The sequence below is a fragment of the Flavobacterium sp. SP2 genome (assembly GCF_057626655.1).
In genome coordinates this window covers 338,747-361,009 of sequence record NZ_JBVHBT010000001.1, presented here as the reverse complement: position 1 = coordinate 361,009, position 22,263 = coordinate 338,747, and the positions used below count along the sequence as shown (strand labels likewise).

Annotated in this window: 22 protein-coding genes; 15 read left to right on the top strand and 7 right to left on the bottom strand. The window is 33.4% G+C overall.

Translation table 11 applies throughout. The annotated features are described in order from the left end of the window. The 13 genes from ACZ098_RS01840 to ACZ098_RS01780 are packed head-to-tail and all read left to right on the top strand — an operon-like array spanning position 1 to position 14,925. Positions 1-1,545 carry a glycosyltransferase family 2 protein gene (locus ACZ098_RS01840; RefSeq protein WP_487310026.1) on the top strand — a complete coding sequence of 515 codons (1,545 nt, stop codon included), beginning with the start codon at positions 1-3 and terminating at the stop codon, positions 1,543-1,545. A 16-nt stretch (positions 1,546-1,561) separates the two neighbouring features. Beyond that, a complete protein-coding gene (locus ACZ098_RS01835) occupies positions 1,562-2,284 on the top strand; it encodes a glycosyltransferase family 2 protein (protein ID WP_487310025.1) in 723 nt (240 codons plus the stop codon). 49 nt (positions 2,285-2,333) lie between these two features. Further along, on the top strand, positions 2,334-3,626 hold the full coding sequence (locus ACZ098_RS01830; protein ID WP_487310024.1) for a hypothetical protein: 1,293 nt from the start codon (positions 2,334-2,336) through the stop codon (positions 3,624-3,626). Further along, a complete protein-coding gene (locus ACZ098_RS01825; RefSeq protein WP_487310023.1) occupies positions 3,619-5,238 on the top strand; it encodes a hypothetical protein in 1,620 nt (539 codons plus the stop codon). The genes ACZ098_RS01830 and ACZ098_RS01825 overlap by 8 nt, the downstream gene beginning before the upstream one ends. Then, positions 5,239-6,318 (top strand): lipid II:glycine glycyltransferase FemX, encoded by a 1,080-nt coding sequence (locus tag ACZ098_RS01820; protein ID WP_487310022.1) that lies wholly within the window; start codon positions 5,239-5,241, stop codon positions 6,316-6,318. Positions 6,319-6,376: 58 nt separating this feature from the next. After that, positions 6,377-7,183, top strand: a complete 807-nt coding sequence (locus ACZ098_RS01815) for a class I SAM-dependent methyltransferase (RefSeq protein WP_487310021.1) — start codon at positions 6,377-6,379, stop codon at positions 7,181-7,183. An 11-nt stretch (positions 7,184-7,194) separates the two neighbouring features. Next, positions 7,195-7,932, top strand: coding sequence for a class I SAM-dependent methyltransferase (locus ACZ098_RS01810; RefSeq protein WP_487310020.1), 738 nt, complete (start codon positions 7,195-7,197; stop codon positions 7,930-7,932). A 6-nt stretch (positions 7,933-7,938) separates the two neighbouring features. Next, positions 7,939-8,952, top strand: a complete 1,014-nt coding sequence (locus ACZ098_RS01805) for a glycosyltransferase family 2 protein (protein ID WP_487310019.1) — start codon at positions 7,939-7,941, stop codon at positions 8,950-8,952. Beyond that, positions 8,952-10,070 (top strand): glycosyltransferase, encoded by a 1,119-nt coding sequence (locus ACZ098_RS01800; protein ID WP_487310018.1) that lies wholly within the window; start codon positions 8,952-8,954, stop codon positions 10,068-10,070. Before ACZ098_RS01805 ends, ACZ098_RS01800 begins: the two co-directional genes overlap by 1 nt. Then, entirely contained in the window at positions 10,067-11,140 is a 1,074-nt protein-coding gene (locus ACZ098_RS01795) for a glycosyltransferase (protein WP_487310017.1), read from the top strand. Before ACZ098_RS01800 ends, ACZ098_RS01795 begins: the two co-directional genes overlap by 4 nt. A 2-nt stretch (positions 11,141-11,142) precedes the next feature. Beyond that, a complete protein-coding gene (locus ACZ098_RS01790) occupies positions 11,143-12,492 on the top strand; it encodes an O-antigen ligase family protein (RefSeq protein ID WP_487310016.1) in 1,350 nt (449 codons plus the stop codon). Beyond that, a complete protein-coding gene (locus ACZ098_RS01785) occupies positions 12,464-13,474 on the top strand; it encodes a glycosyltransferase family 4 protein (RefSeq protein WP_487310015.1) in 1,011 nt (336 codons plus the stop codon). Before ACZ098_RS01790 ends, ACZ098_RS01785 begins: the two co-directional genes overlap by 29 nt. A 56-nt stretch (positions 13,475-13,530) precedes the next feature. Further along, positions 13,531-14,925: an exopolysaccharide biosynthesis polyprenyl glycosylphosphotransferase gene (locus ACZ098_RS01780; protein WP_487310014.1), complete on the top strand. Its 1,395-nt coding sequence runs from the start codon at positions 13,531-13,533 to the stop codon at positions 14,923-14,925. Between the two features lie 36 nt (positions 14,926-14,961). Here ACZ098_RS01780 and ACZ098_RS01775 read toward each other — a convergent pair whose 3' ends face one another. Then, positions 14,962-16,083, bottom strand: a complete 1,122-nt coding sequence (locus ACZ098_RS01775; RefSeq protein WP_487310013.1) for a lipoprotein N-acyltransferase Lnb domain-containing protein — start codon at positions 16,081-16,083, stop codon at positions 14,962-14,964. 9 nt (positions 16,084-16,092) lie between these two features. Further along, complete coding sequence (locus tag ACZ098_RS01770; RefSeq protein ID WP_487310012.1) at positions 16,093-17,160, bottom strand: putative type IX sorting system protein PorV2; 1,068 nt, start codon at positions 17,158-17,160, stop codon at positions 16,093-16,095. Between the two features lie 152 nt (positions 17,161-17,312). On the opposite strand from ACZ098_RS01770, the gene ACZ098_RS01765 reads away from it, so the two are divergent. Both ACZ098_RS01765 and ACZ098_RS01760 read left to right on the top strand, forming a co-directional pair. After that, positions 17,313-18,044, top strand: coding sequence for a CDP-alcohol phosphatidyltransferase family protein (locus ACZ098_RS01765; RefSeq protein WP_487310011.1), 732 nt, complete (start codon positions 17,313-17,315; stop codon positions 18,042-18,044). Between the two features lie 10 nt (positions 18,045-18,054). Next, complete coding sequence (locus ACZ098_RS01760) at positions 18,055-18,897, top strand: glycoside hydrolase family 25 protein (RefSeq protein WP_487310010.1); 843 nt, start codon at positions 18,055-18,057, stop codon at positions 18,895-18,897. An 8-nt stretch (positions 18,898-18,905) separates the two neighbouring features. Here ACZ098_RS01760 and ACZ098_RS01755 read toward each other — a convergent pair whose 3' ends face one another. From ACZ098_RS01755 to ACZ098_RS01735, 5 genes are all read right to left on the bottom strand, one after another. Next, positions 18,906-19,130: a DUF5808 domain-containing protein gene (locus tag ACZ098_RS01755; RefSeq protein ID WP_487310009.1), complete on the bottom strand. Its 225-nt coding sequence runs from the start codon at positions 19,128-19,130 to the stop codon at positions 18,906-18,908. An 11-nt stretch (positions 19,131-19,141) separates the two neighbouring features. Then, positions 19,142-19,882, bottom strand: a complete 741-nt coding sequence (gene lptB, locus ACZ098_RS01750; protein ID WP_487310008.1) for an LPS export ABC transporter ATP-binding protein — start codon at positions 19,880-19,882, stop codon at positions 19,142-19,144. 167 nt (positions 19,883-20,049) lie between these two features. After that, entirely contained in the window at positions 20,050-20,397 is a 348-nt protein-coding gene (locus tag ACZ098_RS01745) for a carboxymuconolactone decarboxylase family protein (RefSeq protein ID WP_487310007.1), read from the bottom strand. Next, positions 20,390-21,220: a twin-arginine translocase subunit TatC gene (gene tatC / locus ACZ098_RS01740; protein WP_487310006.1), complete on the bottom strand. Its 831-nt coding sequence runs from the start codon at positions 21,218-21,220 to the stop codon at positions 20,390-20,392. Before tatC ends, ACZ098_RS01745 begins: the two co-directional genes overlap by 8 nt. Next, positions 21,220-22,185, bottom strand: a complete 966-nt coding sequence (locus tag ACZ098_RS01735) for a KpsF/GutQ family sugar-phosphate isomerase (protein WP_487310005.1) — start codon at positions 22,183-22,185, stop codon at positions 21,220-21,222. Before ACZ098_RS01735 ends, tatC begins: the two co-directional genes overlap by 1 nt. Between the last annotated feature and the right edge of the window lie 78 nt (positions 22,186-22,263).

Below are 22,263 nucleotides of genomic sequence, written 5' to 3'. Positions count from 1 at the left end.
ATGACCTTAGATTTTAAAGAATATACGACACTAAATGGCGAAGTTTTACTTTATGTAGGCGCGCCAAATTTTGATCAGCTTGAGGTTTTGTCTCTTGGGGCTGGTGATTTGTGGCACAGTGCGTTAGATCAAGGGTTTAAAAATATTTTTCCTGAAATTATATACCAGTCTGCCACTTTTTGGTATATTAATGATATTGAAGGTGTTTCGGAATGTATCAGTTGGCGTTTCAATCCGTCGGCCTTTGTAGTTCGTAAAAAGGTTTGGGAATTTTGTGGCGGATTTGATCAGTGTTATCAAAGCGAGGTCATGAAAGCGTTGGACTATGGCTATAATTCACTTTGTTATCGTGGTATTGTACCGATGTATGTTAGAGGATTGTTTCCTGAACATACTGCTTTATTAGATCTTAAAATTCCGGTTTATGACGTGTTTGCATTTTACTTTAAAAATTTTAAAAAATCGCATGCTAACTATGTTTTGTATCGCTTGGGATTTATGAAGCCACGTATTTTAAAAGCGTATTTTTCTGCCAAAAGAACTATCAAACACAAAGAAAAAGAGCCTTTGTTTCCGCCAAGAAACTTGAACACCATTGAAGGCCAACCCACAGTAAGTTATATTATTCCAACAATGTTACGACAGGAATTTACTTTGAATTTGCTTCGCGATTTGGTTTCTCAAACCTATGCTGTATCACAAGTAATTGTTGTGGATGCAACGCCAGAATCGCATCGTAATCTGGTATTGTACGACGCTAATAATTACCCGTTTAATGTACATTTTGTTTGGCAACAATCGAAAGGAAGTTGTCGTGCCAGAAACGAAGCTATTGACTTATGTACCGGTGATTACATTGTTTTTGGTGACGATGATGTCCGAATTCCGAATGATTTTATCGAAAATCATGTGCGATTATTACAAACCTACAAGGCTGGTGCTTGCAATGGTTTAGATATAAGAGCCGATCATCAACAGCAGGATTTGGTTGATTTGCAAGAAAAATTGGCTGGCATCGAAGACACTCGTTGGCGTGTTGGCGCTACCAATAGTTTTAGTAATGCTAATTCGTGTGTTCAATCCAAGTATGTGCGACAGCTTGTGGGTAATGATATCAATTATGACGGTGGTTATGGCGAAGACAGCGATTTTGGTCAGTCGTTAATCAAAATAGGAGTCACCGTTTTACACAATCCTTTTTCGGCAAATTTACATTTAAAACCGGCGGTTGGTGGTTATCGTTTTTGGGGATTACAAGCTAAAGTTACCGGTAAAAAACGCAAGGCTCAACCTTGGGAATTGGACACGCCAGTAACGTTTATTCGTCCGGTTCCAAGTCCGACTATCATGTACCAATTATTGAAACAATTTGAGTTGCCTCAATTTAAAGAATACCAACACAAGTATTTCGTTATGTATGTACTGCGCGGTGTTCGATGGCAATTGCCTTTACGATTAGTGCAATTGCCTTATCGTTATTTACAATTTAAGAAATCAGTTTTTTATGCTCGAAAATTGATACTTTTGGGGAAAAGAGTACACTAGAATTATTACTAAATATATGACTGAAAAAAAGCAAAAATTATCCATTGTTATTCCTGCCTATAACGAAGGACCTACTATTTATAAAATCTTAGATAAAATTCGTACGGTTTCTTTGTTGAACGAAATTTCAAAAGAAATTATTATTGTAAATGATTGCAGTACAGATTCGACTTTAAGTACAGTAGAAGACTATATTGCTTTGCATCAAGACGAAACGATATTATGTTACTCTCATGAAGTTAACAAAGGTAAAGGAGCAGCTTTACACACAGGAATTGAAAAAGCAACTGGCGATTATTTGATTGTACAAGATGCTGATTTGGAATACGATCCTACTGAGTATAATATTTTATTAAAACCTATTCTAGATGGTGTTGCCGATGTAGTTTATGGAAGTCGTTTTATGGGTGGTAAACCGCATCGTATTTTATTTTTCTGGCATAGAATAGGTAACAAATTTTTGACTTTTGTCAGTAACATGTTGACTAATCTGAATCTTACCGACATGGAAACTTGTTATAAAATGTTTAGAACAGAGGTAATTCAATCAATAGACTTAAAAGAAAAACGATTTGGTTTTGAACCAGAAGTTACTGCTAAAATAGCAAAGATTCCGAGGATAAGAATTTATGAAGTTGGAATTAGCTATTATGGAAGAACCTTTGAAGAAGGAAAAAAGATTGGTTGGAAAGATGGGTTTCGAGCGTTGTATTGCATTTTAAAGTATAATATTAAGTAACAGGGTTTACTTTTTAACGTGATAACAATTAATTAGTTACTATAATCTTATGAAGTCTGTTAGATATTTTTTTTACGTTGCGTTCATAGTAATTGTAGCAATCAAGTTTTTTTATTTGTATTTATCAAGTCGAAATGATGCCTATTCACTTCAGAACGTTTATCATAATGGCGATGCAACGCATTACTATATAATCGCCGAAAATCTTGAAAAATATGCTACTTACAGCGATAACAACTCCACTGTTGCATCACAATCGGCAACATGGCGTCCACCGTTTTGGCCATTTGTACTTTCTGTTTTCATGTTTCTTACTCCGTCGCCAATAGTTTTACTTCTACTGAAGAGTGTATTAGAAATAGCAATTATAGTATTGGCAATCTATTTATTTCAGAAAAAAAATAAGGTTTCCACTTTTACGCTGTTATTTTTTTTACTGTTGCTATTAGAACCACAGTATTTAAAATATTCAGTCACTTTTCTTTCAGAAAGTTTATCAGCAGTTCTTTTACTCCTGGTTTCTGTTCTTTTTATAAGTACAGATGTTTCAAAAAATATAAGTTATTTAATACCAGTTTTACTTGCTGTTTTATTGCTATGTCATCCTGTAGCAGCTTTTTTTATTGTACTATTGTTTGGTTCTTATTTACTGTTGAATTTCAGAAATAGTTTGAAAACTTGCATGTTTCAGTTTTTACTATTTGTTAGTCTGGTTTCGCTTTGGCCTGTTCGAAATTATCTTACTTTTAATCAAGGATTTTATCTTACAGCCTCGCAAGGTGCTACTTTTTCTAAAGGTTGGAATGAAAAAGTGAGTACTAATTTCACCAATGTTGATGGTGATTTGGCCGATGAATCGATGAATTTAAAATATATTGCCGCGTCAGAAGTGTCTAAAAATCCAAATGTTTTAGAGACTAGCGCTTTGTATAAAAAAGCAACCCAACGCTATATTGAAAAGTTAACTTTCAAAGAGAAATTGGCTATATTATCTGCGAAAATCAGTTCAAATTTTAATCCTTTTCCAGAAAAGCCCAAAGAGACTTTTATTGATCGCACCGCCATATTTTTTAGATGTTTGTATCTTTTAGTTTTTATTCAAGTCTGTTATCGATTTTTGCGATTTAAAAGAATCCAAAATACAACACAGTTTAAAGTAAGTTTGGTTGTTGCCGCAATTTTTTTTGGACAACTTTTTATGTCGATGTACATCTATACAGGTCTTAGGTTTAATGCAGTTTATGGTTTAACTTTGTTTTTTGTATTTGTATATTTCAATGTAACTTTTATAAAAGTAGCATTGTTTGTTAATGTTTTTAAAAATCGTTTTCTGAATGATTAAAAGTTTAAGTTTTATTGATGGCATTCGTACTACGAGTTTAACTTTACCAATTATTTCAAATGGAACTAAGTTCTGCTTTGCTACAAGTTCATCAGTATCTCAGGACACTTTTTTTTCTTTCGAAATTACATTTGATCACGACATCAAACTCATCCGCGACCACGATTACCAATGGGTTGATATTAATCAAAACCAACTGGTAAATGAATTTGCTCCCAAAATACTTAAGCTTTCCAACGGATTTTATGTGCAAGCCAATTTAAATTTAGGGATTTGGGAAGTCAATTCAAGAAATCCGAAGCAATTACTTTGGCATTTCAATCCGCAATTTTCTAAACCTATTACAAAATATACTGGGGTGAACAACGCTAAAGTCGTAATTCAAGCCAGTTCAAATGTTACTTTTGAAGAACTTCCAGCACTTTTGTTCGCAAAATCTGGAGGATTGGAACTTAGTCGCTCTACAATTCCGTTTTCGGCTGTGGCTTGTTTTACCGATCACTGTGATTTTGATACAGCAACAAATTTAACTGTACAACGCACTTTCTTTAAAGAACGAAACATCCGAACTACTAAAGGTTTTTTTCTGAATCATTTTTCGAAACGTGACGCCAATGCCTCTTTTGAGCGGCAATCCTTTGAGTTGGATTTATGGAAACAAGATGGTCATGAATTGTGTTATCATTCGCTGTCGCAATCCATAAAATCGGATGATGAAAGTCGGGCAGATTTCACAAATTTTGTTCCTCCATTTTCTGATATTCCTGTTTGGATCGATCACGGTTATCAACCTTATAATTTTTCTTTGTTTCAAAATAGTAATTGGAAATCCAACGATTATGAACAACTATTACAATCCAAAGGAATTTCGATTTTGTGGAATTATATTGATTCTGGAACAGCAACACGAGGTGTTATCAATCAGTTAAACCCGACTCATTTTACTTTAGATGCTTTTCTTCAAGGAACAAGACATTTGGGTGTTTTGAAACGATTTCAAGCACTACTCAAAACAATTGTTTTTCATTTTTTGAATGACGATGACACGATTTCTAAATACAAGTCGACTGCATTGTTGTTCAAAAAAATCGTTTATCAAAAGCAATTTAAAAGTGCCTTACAATTTTGTAAAAATCTATTACTATTATTTTTTACGATTGCCAAGGTATTTGTTTCATGGAAAAAAAATAAAAGCTTTCCTTTTAAATTAGCTCGGTACACTCCATTATTTTTCAAACATACAATTGAAAATGAGGAGTTTGTAGTGTTTCAAACCGTTGAGGTAATTGATTTTGAGAAAGCGCTGTGTAAAGAAAATCTAGATTTACTTATTAAAGAATGTGGTATTTTTATCGCACATACTTATTTTTCTGATTCTATTCCGTATCACACCGGAACTATGATGAATGAAAAAAATGAAATCAGGCCTGAAGTAATCCCAGTTTTTGACTATTTATCTGATGGCATTCAAAGCCAAAAAATTTGGAATCCAACACTTTCCGAATTGCAACATCATTTACAAAACTACCAACAAACGGTTTTTGATGTTTCAGAAGACGGATTAATTTACATAAAAAACACAAACCCAATTGCCCATCGAAACGTACTATAAATGAAATATCTATTTACCAAAGAGCAGCAATGGTTAGACCGATGGGATGAATTTCTTAGTCGTTCTAATCGCGGTTTGTACAACCAATTGTCCGATTGGATTCAATCGTATGAAGTATATGGATTTGACTATAAAGTATTTTTGTTGATAGAAAATGATACGATTGTTGGCGGTTGCGGCATTGTGATTGCTAAACTGTCATTTTTTAAATTTTATATTATTCCGAGTGGTCCAGTTTTAGAGAAAGCATTCGAAAACCAAACCGATTTTATTATTCAACAATTGAAAGAAGATGCGACAGAAATGGGTTGTTGTTACTTTCAAATTAGCATTCCTTTACTTCAAAACGAGCAGATGGTTTATGACTATTCACTTTCTCATATTTCTGACGATAGTATCTATTTTTCAGGTAATGAAGGAACTAAGTTTAAGTTTGTGATTCCGTTACACGGTTATCGATTGGTATTGCTTGAAGGCTTAACTTATGAATTGGTTTACAGTAATTTTAGTAAAAACACCAAACGCAATATCGCCAAAGCCAAAAAAGAAGGTTTTACATTTCGTTTTGTTTCCACAGAAGCTGAAATTCGTGCAGCCTATTCGTGTTTTGAACAAAATGCCAAGGAAAAAGGCTATCCACTGCGCAGCTACACGTCGATGCAAACTACTTTATCCAAATACATCAACAAAAATTTGGCTAAAATGGGATGTTGTTATTTGGATGGTGCTTTGGTTGGTGCGCTTTACGTCATGCAAACAGGAAATCGGTTGACTTATATTAATGGCGGTGTTCTAAAAGCCTATCAAAAATTACCAGTATCCCATTTTATGCACGATTATCTTATTGACTATTCGATTGCACAAGGTTATAAAAGTTATGATATTTCTGTTGGAGGAAGCGCTGGTGTAGTTCAATTTAAAGAAGGGTTTGGAACCGAACTGTACGAATTTGTAACCACACGCCATTGGGTTTTACGACCTTTTATTTTTCAACTGTATACTTTGGTTGAACAGAAATTGAAAAAACGAAAAACTCAAGTTGCCCAACTTTTATTAAAATTAAAAAAGAGTGGCAGATAATTGTATAAAGTTTGTAATAAAAATTATCTTTGAATTTCGCTAAATTGTAGCGCCGATTATGAAAACAAAAGAGCAAATATTAGAAAATAACCTTAAGCAAAAGGAATTTTACAATACTAAGAAAAAGAATTTTGCTACTAAAATGTGGTCTTCTTTACGAGAAAAAACTTTAAAAAAGTTACGAAAAAGTATTGGTAGTCTAGACGAAACTTATGATTTGCATAAAGTTTGGCTTGGTGATTTATCCGATAAAAAAGTAATGGATTTGGGTTGTTATGCAGGTAATACATTGTCAATGTATCTTGCCGAGAATGCTAAGGAATATGTTGGTTTGGATTTGAGTGATGTTGCCATTGCCAAATTGAACGAGCGATTGAAAGACATTCCGACAGCTAAAGCCGTATCGGTTGATTTTTTATCTGATGGTTTTACTGATATCGATTTTGATGTGATTTATGCTTACGGTGTCTTGCATCATTTTCCCAATTTGGACGTTTTGATTCAGAAGTTGAACGAAAAATTAGCACCCAACGGCATCATTATCAGTTACGATCCATTAGAAACCAGTTTGCCAATTAAGTTTATTCGTATGTTATACCGACCATTTCAATCGGATGCTGCTTGGGAATGGCCGTTTACGCGAACTACTTTCTATAAATTTCAGAAAGCTTTTAACATTGAAGCACGTCATGGTTTGTTAGGCAAATCGAAATGGTTTTTCTTGTTGGGATTTGTACCAATGTCTGACGAAAAGCGCATAGCAATTGGAAAAAAATGGCATAAAGACGATTGGGAACAATCGGCAACTTCCTTATCCAGAATGTTTAGTTGTATGCATTTAACCATGCTGATGCGTAAAAAATAAGTACTACATTTATGAAAATAGAAAATAAAGATTTTTGGGAAAAAGGTGACGTTATTGCAACTCAGCGTTTGAAGAAAGCTTCATCGTTTGAGCTTTTCATGTTTGAGCAAGCCCAAAAACGCTATGTTGAGCATGGTAAAGTTCAGCAAGTTAAAATTTTCGGATGTGGATCGGGTAGAGAAGTGGAAGCTGTTGCTAGATATTTTGTACCGACAAAAATCGTAGCATCTGATATTTCAGAAAATATGATTTCGCACTGCAAGGATAATTTGAAATTATGGGAAATTGATTCGATAACTGAAACAGTTGTGATTAATGCAGTAGATTACAATAAAGTTGAAAACGCCTTCGAACTGGTTACAATTCTTAATAGCATGTTGACTTACGTTCCATTGAAATCTGATCGTATTGCTATTTTTAAAAACTCCTATCAAATTTTGAAACCATACGGAACCCTAATTGGCACAGTTCACAATCAAGTTGGAGTTTTTCCAAAAACGGTTTATTTTAAATTACGCAATTTATTTTCTTTTGTATTAGGTGATAAGGTAGGCAATCGTATGACTGGCTTTAATGGTTTTAAAGTTCCTGGTTATTATTACGATCGAAAAACCTTAGAACAAGATTTGAAATTTGCCGGATTTTCTTCGATTGAAATTTATTCGTTGGAAGATTATTTTAAATTGCGCGGCGAAACGTATGACCGAAAAAAAGGCTATAATAATTTAATTTTTATTGCAACCAAATAAGTTTGAGTGGAAAAATTACCAAAATTTTGTTTGATAGTGTGCACGTATATGCGTGCCAAGCCGTTACTGAATTTACTCGATTCGGTTAAAAAACAAACGGTGTACCCAGATGAGATTTTAATTGTAGATGGTTCTACAGATAGCACAACCGAATCGTCTTTAGATTCGAATTCTTTTCAAAATTTGCAGTATTTTAAAGTTGATTCGTCGAATCGCGGATTGACACGTCAGCGTAATTTTGGAATCCAAAAAGTTTCGTCTTCAATCGAAATTGTATGTTTTTTGGATGATGATGTACTTTTGGAACCCAATTATTTTGAAAATTTGCTTTCGACCTATACAATTCATCCTGAAGCGCTTGGTGTTGGTGGTTACATAACCAATGATTGCTCGTGGGAGTTTGTTGGAACCAATTATGTAGCTTCGAAAAACGAATTTTATTTTGATGCTTGGAAGCGCAGTGATGGAAGCCGTTTTATTATCCGAAAGCAATTAGGATTAGATAGCAACCAGCCGCCGGGTTTTATGCCTAGTTTTTCACACGGTCGTAGTTTGAGTTTTTTACCACCAAGTACTTCTATTTATCGGGTGGAACAACTTATGGGCGGCGTTTCTTCATTTCGAAAAAGTGTGTTTACTTCACATTCTTTTTCAACTTATTTTGAAGGATATGGACTGTATGAAGATGCCGATTTTTCATTAAGATTGTCTACAATCGGGTCACTTTATTGTACTACTTCGGCTCAATTACAGCATTTTCATGACAGTTCTGGACGACCTAATCAATATCAATATGGAAAAATGGTGGTGCGAAATGGTTGGTATGTTTGGCGTGTAAAATATCCAAATCCCAACTTAAAGTCTCGATTAAAATGGAATGCTATTTCTTTTTTATTGACTTTAATCCGTTTTTCAAATGCCTTTACTAGTACCAAACGCACCGAAGCTTTTACTGAAAGTTTGGGAAGAACTGTGGGTTGGTTTAGCCTAATTTTTAACAAACCAAAAATCCAGCGGTAATGACGTTTTGTATCATCACACATGTTCCGCACGCTATTTCCAAAGGAAGCTATTTTGCTTATGCACCTTATGTTAATGAAATGAACATTTGGCTGCAACATGTCGATAAAATTATCGTTGTTGCGCCGTTAAGCAATTTTGAAAAACAGGCTATTCATACTAATTATATTCATGATTCTATAGAGTTTATAAATGCTCCAGCTTTTTCATTGACCAGTTTTAAAGCTGTTTTAAAAACTTTATTTCATTTGCCTCAATTATTTTTTACCATTTTCAAAGTAATGAAGCAGAGTGATCATATACATTTGCGCTGTCCTGGAAATATGGGTTTGCTGGGTTGTATAGTGCAAATTTTATTTCCCAAAAAACAGAAGACTGCCAAATATGCTGGAAATTGGGATCCTAATTCCAAACAACCGTATTCGTATCGACTGCAACAAAAAATAATTTCAAATACTTTTCTTACTAGGAACATGTCGGTTTTAGTTTACGGAAGTTGGGCAAATCAATCTAAAAATATTAAATCTTTTTTTACAGCAACTTATTTCGAGCATGAAAAGGTACCTGTTGTTGAAAAATTGCTAACTGGAACAATTCAGTTTTTGTTTGTAGGTTCCTTAACATCAGGAAAGAATCCTTTGTTGGCGGTAAAAATTGTAGAAGCTTTGCATTCTCGAAATCATAACGTTCAGCTTTCGGTATATGGAAGTGGTGCGGAATATGAAGCTGTACTAAATTACATTCAAATAAATAAATTGACGGATTTTATTTATTTGAAAGGCGTTTCCAATCGAGAAACTATGAAATTAAGGTATCAAGAAAGCCATTTTGTATTGTTACCTTCCAAAAGTGAAGGTTGGCCAAAGGTGGTTGCTGAAGCTATGTTTTGGGGATGCTTACCTGTAGTAACTCCGATTTCTTGTGTTCCGAATATGCTTGATAAGGGTGCAAGAGGAATTTTGATATCAGATGATTTTGAAGCAACCATAAAAAATATTGAAGTAGTATTACAAAATCAATCAGTGTATAATTCTAAAATAAATGCCGCCGTTATTTGGTCTCGTAGCTTTACAATTGATACCTTTGATTCTGAAATAAAGCAACTAGTACTTTCATGAGAATTCTTCAACTAATTGATTCTTTAGCTATAGGTGGCGCTGAGAAAATGGCAGTCAATTATGCCAATGCGTTGGCCTCAGCAATTGAATTTTCAGGTTTGGTAGCTACTAGAAAAGAAGGACAGTTGCAATCACAATTGCATCCATCGGTATCGTATTTGTTTTTGAATAAGAAATCCATTTTAGATATTAAAGCAGTTTTGCGCTTGCGAAACTATTGTAAAACTAATCGTGTTTCGCATATTCAAGCCCATAGTAGTTCCTATTTTACAGCATTTTTATTAAAATTAGTTTTCCCTAAAATCGCTATAATTTGGCACGATCATAACGGATTGAGTGAGTTTTTAAGCACAAGAAAATCAATTGTTTTAAAAATTGCTTCTTATTTTTTTAAGGGAATTGTAGTTGTAAATTATCAATTGCAGGTTTGGGCAATCAAGACTTTGAATTGTAAAGATGTATTGTATCTGCCGAATTTCACCACCTTTTCGCAATTTGAAAAGCCTACAACAATTTTAAAAGGTGTTGCTGGAAAGCGCATTTTGTGTTTGGCTAACTTGCGTTTTCAAAAAAATCATTTGCTACTTTTAGAGGTTGCGAGACTTTTGAAATCGTCACATCCAGATTGGACTTTTCATTTGGTTGGTAAAGATTTTGAAGACGCTTATTCTGGAAATATTAAAAAAACAATTTTAGATTTAGAACTATCTGAAACGGTTTTTATTTATGGTTCTTGCGAAGATACACAGCATTGTATGGATCAAGCATCTGTTTGTATATTAACTTCACAATCAGAAGGATTACCAGTTGCTTTATTGGAGTACGGATTAAAACAGAAACCTGTTGTTGTAACTGAAGTTGGTGAAATTCCGCTCATTATTAAAAATGGTGTAAATGGTTTTATTGTTCCAAAGCACGATAGTACAGCTTTTTATTTATCTTTAACCAAGTTAATTGATGACACTACTTTGCGTACTTCTGTTGGTCAAAATTTATATGAAACGATACAGCAACATCACTCAGAGCGTGCAGTACTTGCAAATTATTTAACTTGGTTGAAGCAGCTATAAGTATGCAAACAAAAGAAAAAAACTATCTTTTTTTAATAGGTGTTCATGTGGTTTTGGGCATTTTGATTTATATAGCACCAAGCTTGTCGAAAGTGTATGGGTATTTAATTCTTTTTTTAGGTATCTATTTCGTAGTAAAAACCCAAAACAGAAACAATGAAGTTCTTTACGCTGCCGCGTATATTGTTGGAAGCGAAGTATTTTTGAGGATGACGGATGGAAATCCCAATCACGAATTTTCTAAATATGGTGTCATGCTTTTTCTAGGAATGGGTATGTATTATAGCGGTTTTTCTAAAAATGCATTGCCGTATTGGATTTTCTTGTTATTGTTAATTCCGGGAGTAATTATTGGTACGCAAACGCTAAATCCTTCAACGTTAGATATTAGAAAAACTATCTTGTTTAATGTTTCGGGACCTTTGTGTTTAGGTTTTGCATCATTGTATTGTTATAATCGACGAATTAGCATTCAAGAGTTAAATAACCTTCTTTTAGTTATGGGTTTGCCAATAATAAGTACTACCATTTATTTGATACTATTTACACCAGTTTTAAGGGATGTGTTAACAGGTACAGGTTCAAATGGAGCTACTTCTGGAGGTTTCGGTCCAAATCAAGTAGCCACTGCTTTAGGTTTGGGTATGTTTATATTTTTTTCTAGAATCATGTTGGTTTCACGTACCAAGTTTTTTTTATTATTAAATTTGTTTATCGTTTTAAACATCACATATAGAGGTTTGCTAACTTTTTCTCGTGGTGGCATCATTACAGGATTTTTGATGCTGTTGTTACTAGTATTTAGCATTTATGTTAATTCAAAAACTAAAGGCAAGCATAAATTACTTGTTCTGGTTGGAATCGTTTCTTTTGCAGGCATTTCCGTTTGGGGTTATACTCAGTTTACTACTGACGGTTTGATAGGAAAAAGATATGCTAATCAGGATGCGTTGGGTAGGGTTAAGAAAAGTCAATTGACGGGTCGTGAAGAGATTGCTAAAGGTGAACTTGAAATGTTTTTATCAAATCCTTTTTTCGGAGTTGGAGTTGCTAAAGGTACTGAGATTCGATCTACTCAATATGGATTTTTATTTGCCTCTCATAATGAGTTGACGCGCATGTTAGGTGAGCATGGTTCTTTAGGAATTGCCATGCTTTTAATACTATTTTTTACGCCCATGATACTTTATTTAGACAATAAGCAACACATTTATATGTTTTGTTTTCTCTTTTTTTGGTTGTTGACTATCAATCATGCTGCTATGCGAACCGCGGCACCTTCTTTTGTATATGCTTTATCACTTTTAAAGGTAAAATTTTCTGATGAAAAAACTGTTGTACATAGGGAATAAGTTGTCTAAACATGGTGCTACAGCAACCTCTATTGAAACTTTGGGTACTTTTTTAGAAGCTGAGGGATTTGAAGTTTTCTATGCTTCTTCTAAGAAAAATAAACTATTGAGATTACTCGATATGATTTATACTACATGGCATTATAGGAAAAAAGTGGATTATGTTTTGATTGATGTTTACAGTACTTTAAATTTTTGGTACGCCGTAATAATTAGTCAATTGTGTCGGTTTTTTAACATTAAATATGTTGCTAAACTCCACGGTGGAAATTTGCCTTACAGATTACAAAGAAGCTTGTTTTTTTGTGATATTTTATTCAAAAATGCGCACGCAATTACGGTGCCTTCTCATTATTTAATGGAACAATTTAGTCGCTATACTAATCAAAATTTGCTTCATATTCCCAATTCCATTGATATAAAAAATTATCCTTATCAAGAACGCGATATTGACGAACCAAAACTACTTTGGGTTCGATCGTTTGCCAAAATTTACAATCCCAAAATGGCTGTTACGGTCTTGTCCTATTTGAAAAAAGAGTTTCCTAACGCTACTCTATGTATGGTTGGACCAGATAAAGAGCATCTTATGGAATCAGTTAAGCAATTGGCATTGGATATGAATGTTTCGGTAACTTTTAAAGGTAAGTTGTCTAAAAAAGAGTGGATTGCGCTTTCCGAGAATTTCAATGTCTTTATCAATACTACTGATTTTGACAATACACCTGTAAGTTTAATTGAAGCTATGGCTTTAGGATTGCCAGTAGTTACAACCAACGTAGGAGGAATACCGTATTTAATTGAAAATCATAAAACAGGAATTTTAGTTAAAAATAATGATGCTTTGGGAATGGTTAATGCTATCAAAGAACTACATTTGAATTCTAAATTACGTTCATCCATCGTTAAGTCAGCTAGAGCGCAAGTTTCTTTTTACGATTGGAATGTGGTAAAATTGAAGTGGTTTGATTTATTAAAATAATAATTTTGAAATCAACAGTAATATTCGTTAAATTGCGGTTTTTACAGTAATTCCCCATGAACAGTAATAAAAAGATTCACTTTGAAATTTCGGAACGAAAAATACTATTGCGGAGTTTTGATATTCTCTTAGTTCTAGTTAGTTTGTTGTCGGTTAGTGATTTTTTAGATTTCAACTACTTTATTTTCAATACATCCAATTATTATTGGGTTCTTGTCTTGGCGTTATACATCAGTATTTTTGGATCTGTTTTTGAAATGTACAACCTCCAAGTCGCTAGTAATAAGTTTCAAATTATTAAAAGTACCATTTTAACTTCTTCTACGACGGTTTTAGTGTATCTATTGACGCCCTATTTTACTCCTTTTTTACCCTCAAACAGACTCCAGATTATTATCTTCTTCTTAACTGTTTTATTTTCATTACTCATCTGGCGGTTGTTTTATGTCGCTTTTTTGGCTTCACATCGTTTTGTGAAAAACGCTATTATTGTATGTGACAAAGAACAACTTGAAGAACTTGTTAACGATATTCAAAAACATGATCCTCATTATCGATTTATTGGATTTGTTAATTCAGATGGTGATAGTAGTTTTGGATTCAACTTTGCTCCAATTGAACAAATTAAAATTGAACAATTGACCCAATTTGTAAGTAAAAGATCTATTTCAGAAATTGTTGTTGCAACACAAAAAACAGAAGGTATAACCGTTATATTGTACAACCAACTCATTCATCTGCTCGAAAATGGTTTTATCATTAGAGAATATACGCAACTTTATGAAGAGATAACGCAACGCATTCCAGTACAATATGTGTCTAGAGATTTTTATAGGTTTTTTCCGTTCAACCGAAGTAATCAAAACCATTTGTATTTATTGTTTACTAGAATTTTAGAAATAGTATTATCATTATTTGGATTGTTTGTAGGTTTGTTTTTTTTACCATTTTTATTGCTTGGAAATGCTGTTGGTAACCGTGGTCCACTTTTTTATGTACAAGAACGAGTTGGTAAAAATGGCAAGTTATTTCAGATTTATAAATACCGTACCATGATTCGAAATGCCGAATCCAATGGAGCTGTTTTTAGTAAAACAGGTGATAGTAGAATAACCAAGTTTGGTAAATTTTTACGAAAAACACGTTTGGATGAGTTTCCTCAGTTTTTAAATATTCTGAAAGGCGACATGTCTATTATTGGTCCGCGACCTGAACGGCCAATATTTGTTAAGGAAATAGCCGATGTAATGCCTTTTTATGAAACTAGGCATGTAATAAAGCCTGGATTGACTGGTTGGGCACAAGTAAATTATCCGTATGGCGATTCTATAGAAGACAGTTTGGTTAAACTACAATATGATTTGTATTATATCAAACATCGTAGTTTGTTTTTAGACATCAATATCATTGTAAAAACTATCAGTACAGTTGTTTTTTATCGAGGTCAATAAAAAAAATCTGGTTATGATTTACCGAATTACTAAAGTTTATTTAGTAGCTTCAATTTGACTTTTATTCATCCACTTGTGTTTTTTCCAAAGTCCATAAAAAGTAAGCACAATAAAAGGAACAACCAATGGTAAATGTGGCTTGTTAATCATGACCACACAATAAATTCCAAGGATTATCGCACTAAATAGAACTATATTTTTTTTGATTTTAGTATTTCTTAAAAAGGGTAAAATTAGATACAACGGGTTGAATAGCATAACATTGTAGTTCCAAAGCAATTCTTTGTGAAACGAGTAAAATCCAACTAAAGAGAAAAATAAACCCAAAACTCCCAAAAATATAAAATAGATTGTAAATACCGATTTGTTATTAGTAATTGCGATTAGTAAAAGCAAAACCGTTACAAAATAAATGCTGTTTATAAAACTAAAGTTTTCCGTTGGTTCTATTCCTTTTACGATTGTTTGCTTCAAGTAAACCAGAGGTTTTCCATTGTTAGAAGCTTGATCTAAACTGTGCAATAATTCTACAGGAAGAAAAAGATTTTCTGCTTTCTTATCGGTTTTAGCTCCAAAAATGATGTTGATGCCTAACTTGTTCCAAAAATGATTTTCGAAGTAAGGATACAGTACTTTTCTGTAAGAAATCGTAGTATCGTCTACTTTTTTAATCAGTTTTGATCCTACCGTTTCATTTATTTTATCTACTACCATTGTAGTACAATTTCTATCTATAAATTTATAGGTATAATTGCGTTCTTCAGAATACAGCGACGCATTCAATTTATCAAAAAGTTCTTGTTTTTTTAGTAGTGGTAAATCTAAAAATTGTTCAATTACTTCTCGGTTTTCTTGTTGGTATTCGTAAACAAAATCTTCGTAAGAACTAGCATTAATAAAATATTGTAAATCTCCTTTAACAAATTTCAAATAAAAATTTTCAGTTCTAAAATCGAAAGCGCCATAATTGTAAACGACATCCAAATTGTTAACCGCATCTTTTATTCTTATGGCAGTATGGCCAAAAACGGTGTACAATTCGCCTCCTTTGCCGCAAGTAAAGACACTTACAGTAGCCTTTTCAGATAATGTTGAACTTTGGGAAAATATAGTACAATAAACTAATAATAGGAGTAACGTAAGTACTTTTTTAATCATGATTTATTTTTATCTAAAGATACTTAAATCTACTTTTACCGAAAATATGTTGGAATATAAAGCAGCACTTTGGTCACCCAAATCAGTTAAAGCATAATCAACTTGAATTCCTTTGTATTTAAATCCGAGTCCGATGTTGGGTTGAAATCCCACTTTTTTGCTACCATCGAGTTGAGTAATATTTTGGAAGTTTCCTACACCAGCTCGTAAAAATACTAAATCTATGTAACTGTATTCAAAGCCTAAAGCCGGGTCAATACTTACGAAATCAGTTGATACAATATCGTTGGTTCTTGCAAATTGCATGTTTAGATTTCCAGATGCGAGTAAGCTGGTTTCGTTGTGAAATTCAAACTTTTTGGACATTCCCAATTGTGCTTTTGGCAAAGTAATTTCGGTACTTTCTGGTAATTCTTGATTTTGTCCTGCTACGGCATCTTTAATCTTGTCGTACTCTTCTTCGTCGATATTCCAAATATTATAGGTTGTGGTAATGTCGCGAAGCATTAAACCGAATTTCCAGTCGTTGCGTTCAAATTGAAGTCCAAAGTCAAATCCAAAACCCCATGAATTGGCAAATTCTCCAATTACACGACGAATTATTTTGGCATTTACACCATATTGAAAACCTGGAACTTGTAGTTTTCTAGCATAGGAAAAAGTTAATCCATAATCGGCTGTAGAAAATTTACTGATTCTGTTGTAATCTATATTTCCTTCGCCATCAATAAGTTGTGTGGTATTTAATATGTCATCAACACCAAATCGGATTAATGAAAATCCGAAAGCACTTCGATCATCAATAGGCTTGGCATATGCTGCATAATCATACTGAGCAATGTTGGCAAAATAACTGGCATGCATCAATGCTGCTTGACCGTCTTCGAGATTAATTAAACCTGCCGGATTCCAATAACCAGAATTTACATCAGCAGAATGCGCCACCACAGCGTTGGACATTCCCAATGCAGCAGCATCTACACCGATATTCATGAATTCGTTAGAATATTTTCTAACTACTTGACTGTTAACGGTTGTAGAAACTAAAATAAGGGTTAAATATAGAATTCTTTTCAAAGCAAATATTTTGTCAAAAATAGAAATTTTTATTGAAGAATTTTACTAACTAATTCATAAATAAGCGTAAATAAAAAACTCTTATAAAACGTACATCTCTTGAAGTTATTGTATTAAATTTGTTTCTTCTACTATGCTAAAATAAATATTTGATGAACATTACGAAACACGTACCTAATTGTATTACACTTTTAAATTTATTTTGCGGATGTATTGCCGTTGTTTTTGCTTTCGATCAGCAGTTTGAACTGGCTTTTCTGTTTGTAAGTTTGGGTATTTTTTTAGATTTTTTTGATGGTTTTTTCGCGCGATTGTTTCATGTTTCCAGTCCGCTAGGATTGCAATTGGATTCACTTGCCGATATGGTTACGAGCGGTGTTGCTCCTGGAACAATTATGTTTTTCATGCTAACAAATTCTCAAGGATTAGAAAATCATGTTTTTGAACTTTCCGATTCTAGATTTTGGTTTTCATTGTTGGGTTTTATCATCACTTTAGGTTCGTGTTATCGCTTGGCCAATTTTAATATTGATACGCGCCAAACAGATTCTTTTATTGGTTTGCCAACGCCTGCCAATACCTTGTTTATTTTGAGTTTGCCATTAATTTTAAAAAATACCGATTCTTTGGTTGTTTTAGGAATGCTTACCAATCAATGGATTTTGCTATTAATTACGTTCTTTAGCGCCTACATTTTGAATGCTGAAATTCCATTATTTGCTTTAAAAATTAAGAATTTTAGTGTTCAGAAATACAAACTGCAAATCGGATTTTTGATTTTCTCAATTTTAATGATTGCTTTACTTCAAGTTACCGCAATTCCTTTAATCATTGTGAGTTATGTTTTATTATCGGTTGTAAATAATAAAATTTCAAAAAAGTAGTTTACTTTACATGGCAAAAACCGTTACTCGAAAACCATCTGCACGAAGAAAAGGTACTAAAAAGAAGTCTTCCTTTTTTTCATTAAAGTGGTTTATAATTGTAATTTTAGTAGGGTTACTTTTTGGAAGTGTTTATCATTACCGAAATGCCATTTTGTATTATTTTAGCTTTAAATCCGATAAAATTTACAAAGAAGACAAGGTTGCTCAAGCCCGAATTTTTCAGGTTTTAAAAAAGCACAACGACCGAGTGATTGGCTTTGATATATCGGAATATCAAGGAAAAGTTAATTGGAAAGTAATTGATTCGGTAGAAAGTTTGTTTCCTTTACAATTTGTTTTTATCCGAGCCACAGCAGGAACTGATAAAGTCGATTCGCGTTTTAAAGTCAATTGGAAATCGGCAAAAAAGCACAACTTTATTCGCGGTGCTTATCATTATTATCGTCCAAACGAAAATTCATTAGAACAAGCTGAAAATTTTATTAAAACGGTACAACTTCAGAAAGGTGATTTTCCACCAGTTTTAGATATCGAACAATTGCCAAAAAGTCAATCAGTTGATAGTTTGAAAGTAGGTTTAAAACGATGGTTAAAAAAAGTTAGTGCACATTATAAAGTGAAGCCTATCATTTATACTGGTGAGAAATATTATGAAGACTTTTTGAAAGATGAATTTTCTGAATACACCTTCTGGGTTGCCAATTACAATTTTTGGGTTGAAAATATTAAAGACGATTGGTTGTTTTGGCAATTTACCGAAAAAGCTTCAATTGAAGGTATCGAAGATAAAGTGGATTTGAATATTTATAATGGTACGCCTAAGATGTTGAATTATATGACCATTAACTAGTCTTACAATTATTTTTTTGAAATTGTAATCATGCTTATCACAAAAAGAAAAAAGCATAACATTCCGATAAAAAATAGGTAAGACTTTGGATGCGCAAAGTTAAATGTTGAACCATAATTAGGATTTTGCTTGTCCACAATTAAGCGTTGGTCTTCTTTATTAAAATAAAACAATCCCCATTTCCAATATTTAGGATTTTCGTTCCACTCTTTTAAAGTTTCTGGGCTTTCCATTTTGTGTATTGCTAAAACTCCAATTTTTTCTTACGAAGTTCAAAATTCTGACCAAGATACACTCTACGAACCATTTCATCTTCAACCAATTCTTCTGGAATTCCTGCTTTTAGAATACCACCTTCAAACATTAAGTAAGTTTTATCTGTAATTGCTAGTGTTTCTTGAACGTTGTGGTCAGTTATCAGGATTCCGATATTTTTATTTTTTAGTTGGGCCACAATTCGTTGAATGTCTTCAACCGCCACTGGATCGACACCTGCAAATGGTTCGTCAAGTAAAATAAATTTTGGATCGGTTGCTAAGCATCGTGCAATTTCGGTTCGTCGACGTTCACCACCTGAAAGTAGATCGCCACGATTGGTACGAATGTGTTCTAGGCTAAATTCTTCTATCAAACTTTCCATTTTAGCGATTTGCTCTTCCTTCGATAATTTGGTAAGTTGCAAAACGCTTAAAATATTATCTTCAATACTCAATTTTCTAAAAACGGATGCTTCTTGAGCCAAATAACCAATACCGTTTTGTGCACGTTTGTACATCGGAAATTCGGTAATATTCATATCGTCAAGATAAATATTACCAGCATTGGGTTTAACTAAACCGACAATCATGTAAAAAGAAGTTGTTTTTCCGGCACCATTTGGACCGAGTAATCCAACGATTTCGCCTTGGTTTACTTCAACAGAAATACCTTTTACTACACTTCTTCCTTTGTAGGTTTTAATTAAATTTTCGGCTCTTAATTTCATTTTTTTAAGGTTCTAAGTTTTGCAAAGTTGCTAAGTAACTACGATTTATTTGTTGCAAATAAACAAAAATCCTTTGCATAATATTATTGATTTAACTTCAATTTTGGAAAGTTGCAATGTACGTTCTAAAATCTGAAATCTGTAAACTGAAATGTGCAAACTGTATACTACTTATTTTCCTCAAGTGCTTCCCAAAATTCGTACGCTCTACGCAAATGCGGTACTACAATTGTTCCACCAACCAAAGTGGCGATTCCCATAGCTTCCATCATTTCTTCTTTGGTAACTCCTTCTTTATAGGATGTTTCTAAATGGTATTTCACACAATCATCGCATCTTAAAACAGCCGATGCTACTAATCCTAAAAGCTCTTTGGTTTTAACATCTAGCGCGCCTTCTGCGTAAGCATTGGTGTCTAAATTAAATATTCTTTTTACAATTTTATTGTTGTCTGCCAACAATTTTTCGTTCATTTTAGAACGGTATTCATTAAATTCTTCTACAATATTAGCCATTTTTTTCTGCTTCTTTAAGTTGTTTTCTTAGTACGTATGCTGATATGAAAATACTCGCTTCATATATTAATAACATGGGTATGGATACGATTATTTGACTCACTACATCTGGTGGCGTTACAATTGCCGAAACAACAAGGATAATTACGATTCCGTATTTTCGGTATTTTCTCAGAAATTGCGGTGTAACTAGCCCTAATTTGGTTAAGAAGAAAATTACGATAGGCAATTCAAAAAATAGTCCGCAGGCAATAACCGATGTTTTAATCATTCCGATGTAGGAATCAAAGTTGAAGTCGTTTTTAATTATTTCACTTACTTTGAATGTGGCAAAGAAGTTAACTGACATCGGTACAATGACGAAATAGCCAAAAAGAACTCCTAAAAAAAACAATAACGAAGATATGAAGATGAAATATTTGGCATTTTTACGTTCATGTTCATACAATGCGGGACTTATAAAACCCCATAATAAATACAAGATGTACGGAAATGAAAGTATGAATCCTGCCGAAATACAAGTCCAAATTAAGATATTAACTTGGCCTTCCATATCGGTATTTTGAATTGTAAAATCCATTTCGCTTACGCAAATACTGTCTGCGAATCCCAACCAATGCGACAAATCACAAAACGAACGGTACGTAATGAAATCGGGTTTGGTTGGACCTAAAATAATGTAATCAAAAACATAATCACTTACAAAAAATACAATTGTAGCACCAATTAGCATTGCAATTGTGGCGCGAACCAACAGCCATCTTAATTCCTCAAGATGATCCATAAATGACATTTCTTCTTTCGCTACTTTTTTCTTTGCCATTATACGATTCCTTCTTTTAAAATGTCATGTAAGTGAATAATTCCTTTGTACTCTTCGTTATCAATTACGGCAAGTTGTGTAATTGAAAAATCTTCTAAAATATTCAGTGCATCACTTACTAAAGCAGAAGATTTGATTGATTTGGCGTTTGCCGTCATGATATCTTTAGCAGTTAAGCCCGTTATGGTTTCTGTTTTATTAAGCATTCGTCTGATATCACCGTCGGTTATGATTCCGATTACTTTTTCATCTTGCACGACAGCGGTAACACCTAAACGTTTTTCTGAAATTTCCATAATCACGTTTTTGATACTTGAATCTGGTGTAACAACCGGTTTGTGCGTTCCATCGAGCACATCGCCAACACGCAATAATAATTTCTTACCTAAAGCGCCACCGGGATGGAATTTGGCAAAATCTTCTGCTGAGAAATTTCGCATTTGCATCAAACAAACTACCAATGCATCACCCATTACCAATTGTGCAGTAGTGCTGTTGGTTGGCGCTAAGTTGTTAGGACACGATTCATTTTCTACAAATGTATTTAAAACATAATGCGATTCTTTTGCTAAAAAAGAAGTTGGATTGCCTGTAATTGCAATTAGTTTGTTACCATCACGTTTTAATAAGGGTACTAAAACTTTAATTTCAGGACTGTTGCCACTTTTAGAAATGCATATTACGGCATCGCCAGGTTGTACCATTCCTAAATCACCATGAATAGCTTCTGAAGCGTGTAAGAATAAGGATGGAGTTCCAGTAGAATTTAAACTGGCAACAATTTTTTGGGCAATGATGGCACTTTTTCCTATTCCTGTAACAACTAGTCTTCCTTTTGATTGGTAAATTACCTCTACTGCTTGCGCAAAGCTATCGTCGATAAAATTGGTAAGATTTGCAATAGATTGGCTTTCAGATAAAACGGTATTTTTAGCTGTAGCAATTATATTTTCGTGTGTTGTCAAAATAGAATTGGTATAAAATTTGTTTTTTTTAAAAAGAATGTTATATCTTTATATTGTGCAAATTTATGTAAAAATACT

What these genes read in the sequence shown, in the direction of transcription:
- ACZ098_RS01840 (WP_487310026.1), top strand. Translation starts at nt 1, where the DNA reads ATGACCTTAGATTTTAAAGAATATACGACACTAAATGGCGAAGTTTTA.
- ACZ098_RS01835 (WP_487310025.1), top strand. Translation starts at nt 1,562, where the DNA reads ATGACTGAAAAAAAGCAAAAATTATCCATTGTTATTCCTGCCTATAAC.
- ACZ098_RS01830 (WP_487310024.1), top strand. Translation starts at nt 2,334, where the DNA reads ATGAAGTCTGTTAGATATTTTTTTTACGTTGCGTTCATAGTAATTGTA.
- ACZ098_RS01825 (WP_487310023.1), top strand. Translation starts at nt 3,619, where the DNA reads ATGATTAAAAGTTTAAGTTTTATTGATGGCATTCGTACTACGAGTTTA.
- ACZ098_RS01820 (WP_487310022.1), top strand. Translation starts at nt 5,239, where the DNA reads ATGAAATATCTATTTACCAAAGAGCAGCAATGGTTAGACCGATGGGAT.
- ACZ098_RS01815 (WP_487310021.1), top strand. Translation starts at nt 6,377, where the DNA reads ATGAAAACAAAAGAGCAAATATTAGAAAATAACCTTAAGCAAAAGGAA.
- ACZ098_RS01810 (WP_487310020.1), top strand. Translation starts at nt 7,195, where the DNA reads ATGAAAATAGAAAATAAAGATTTTTGGGAAAAAGGTGACGTTATTGCA.
- ACZ098_RS01800 (WP_487310018.1), top strand. Translation starts at nt 8,952, where the DNA reads ATGACGTTTTGTATCATCACACATGTTCCGCACGCTATTTCCAAAGGA.
- ACZ098_RS01795 (WP_487310017.1), top strand. Translation starts at nt 10,067, where the DNA reads ATGAGAATTCTTCAACTAATTGATTCTTTAGCTATAGGTGGCGCTGAG.
- ACZ098_RS01790 (WP_487310016.1), top strand. Translation starts at nt 11,143, where the DNA reads ATGCAAACAAAAGAAAAAAACTATCTTTTTTTAATAGGTGTTCATGTG.
- ACZ098_RS01785 (WP_487310015.1), top strand. Translation starts at nt 12,464, where the DNA reads ATGAAAAAACTGTTGTACATAGGGAATAAGTTGTCTAAACATGGTGCT.
- ACZ098_RS01780 (WP_487310014.1), top strand. Translation starts at nt 13,531, where the DNA reads ATGAACAGTAATAAAAAGATTCACTTTGAAATTTCGGAACGAAAAATA.
- ACZ098_RS01775 (WP_487310013.1), bottom strand. Translation starts at nt 16,083, where the DNA reads ATGATTAAAAAAGTACTTACGTTACTCCTATTATTAGTTTATTGTACT.
- ACZ098_RS01765 (WP_487310011.1), top strand. Translation starts at nt 17,313, where the DNA reads ATGAACATTACGAAACACGTACCTAATTGTATTACACTTTTAAATTTA.
- ACZ098_RS01760 (WP_487310010.1), top strand. Translation starts at nt 18,055, where the DNA reads ATGGCAAAAACCGTTACTCGAAAACCATCTGCACGAAGAAAAGGTACT.
- ACZ098_RS01755 (WP_487310009.1), bottom strand. Translation starts at nt 19,130, where the DNA reads ATGGAAAGCCCAGAAACTTTAAAAGAGTGGAACGAAAATCCTAAATAT.
- lptB (WP_487310008.1), bottom strand. Translation starts at nt 19,882, where the DNA reads ATGAAATTAAGAGCCGAAAATTTAATTAAAACCTACAAAGGAAGAAGT.
- ACZ098_RS01745 (WP_487310007.1), bottom strand. Translation starts at nt 20,397, where the DNA reads ATGGCTAATATTGTAGAAGAATTTAATGAATACCGTTCTAAAATGAAC.
- tatC (WP_487310006.1), bottom strand. Translation starts at nt 21,220, where the DNA reads ATGGCAAAGAAAAAAGTAGCGAAAGAAGAAATGTCATTTATGGATCAT.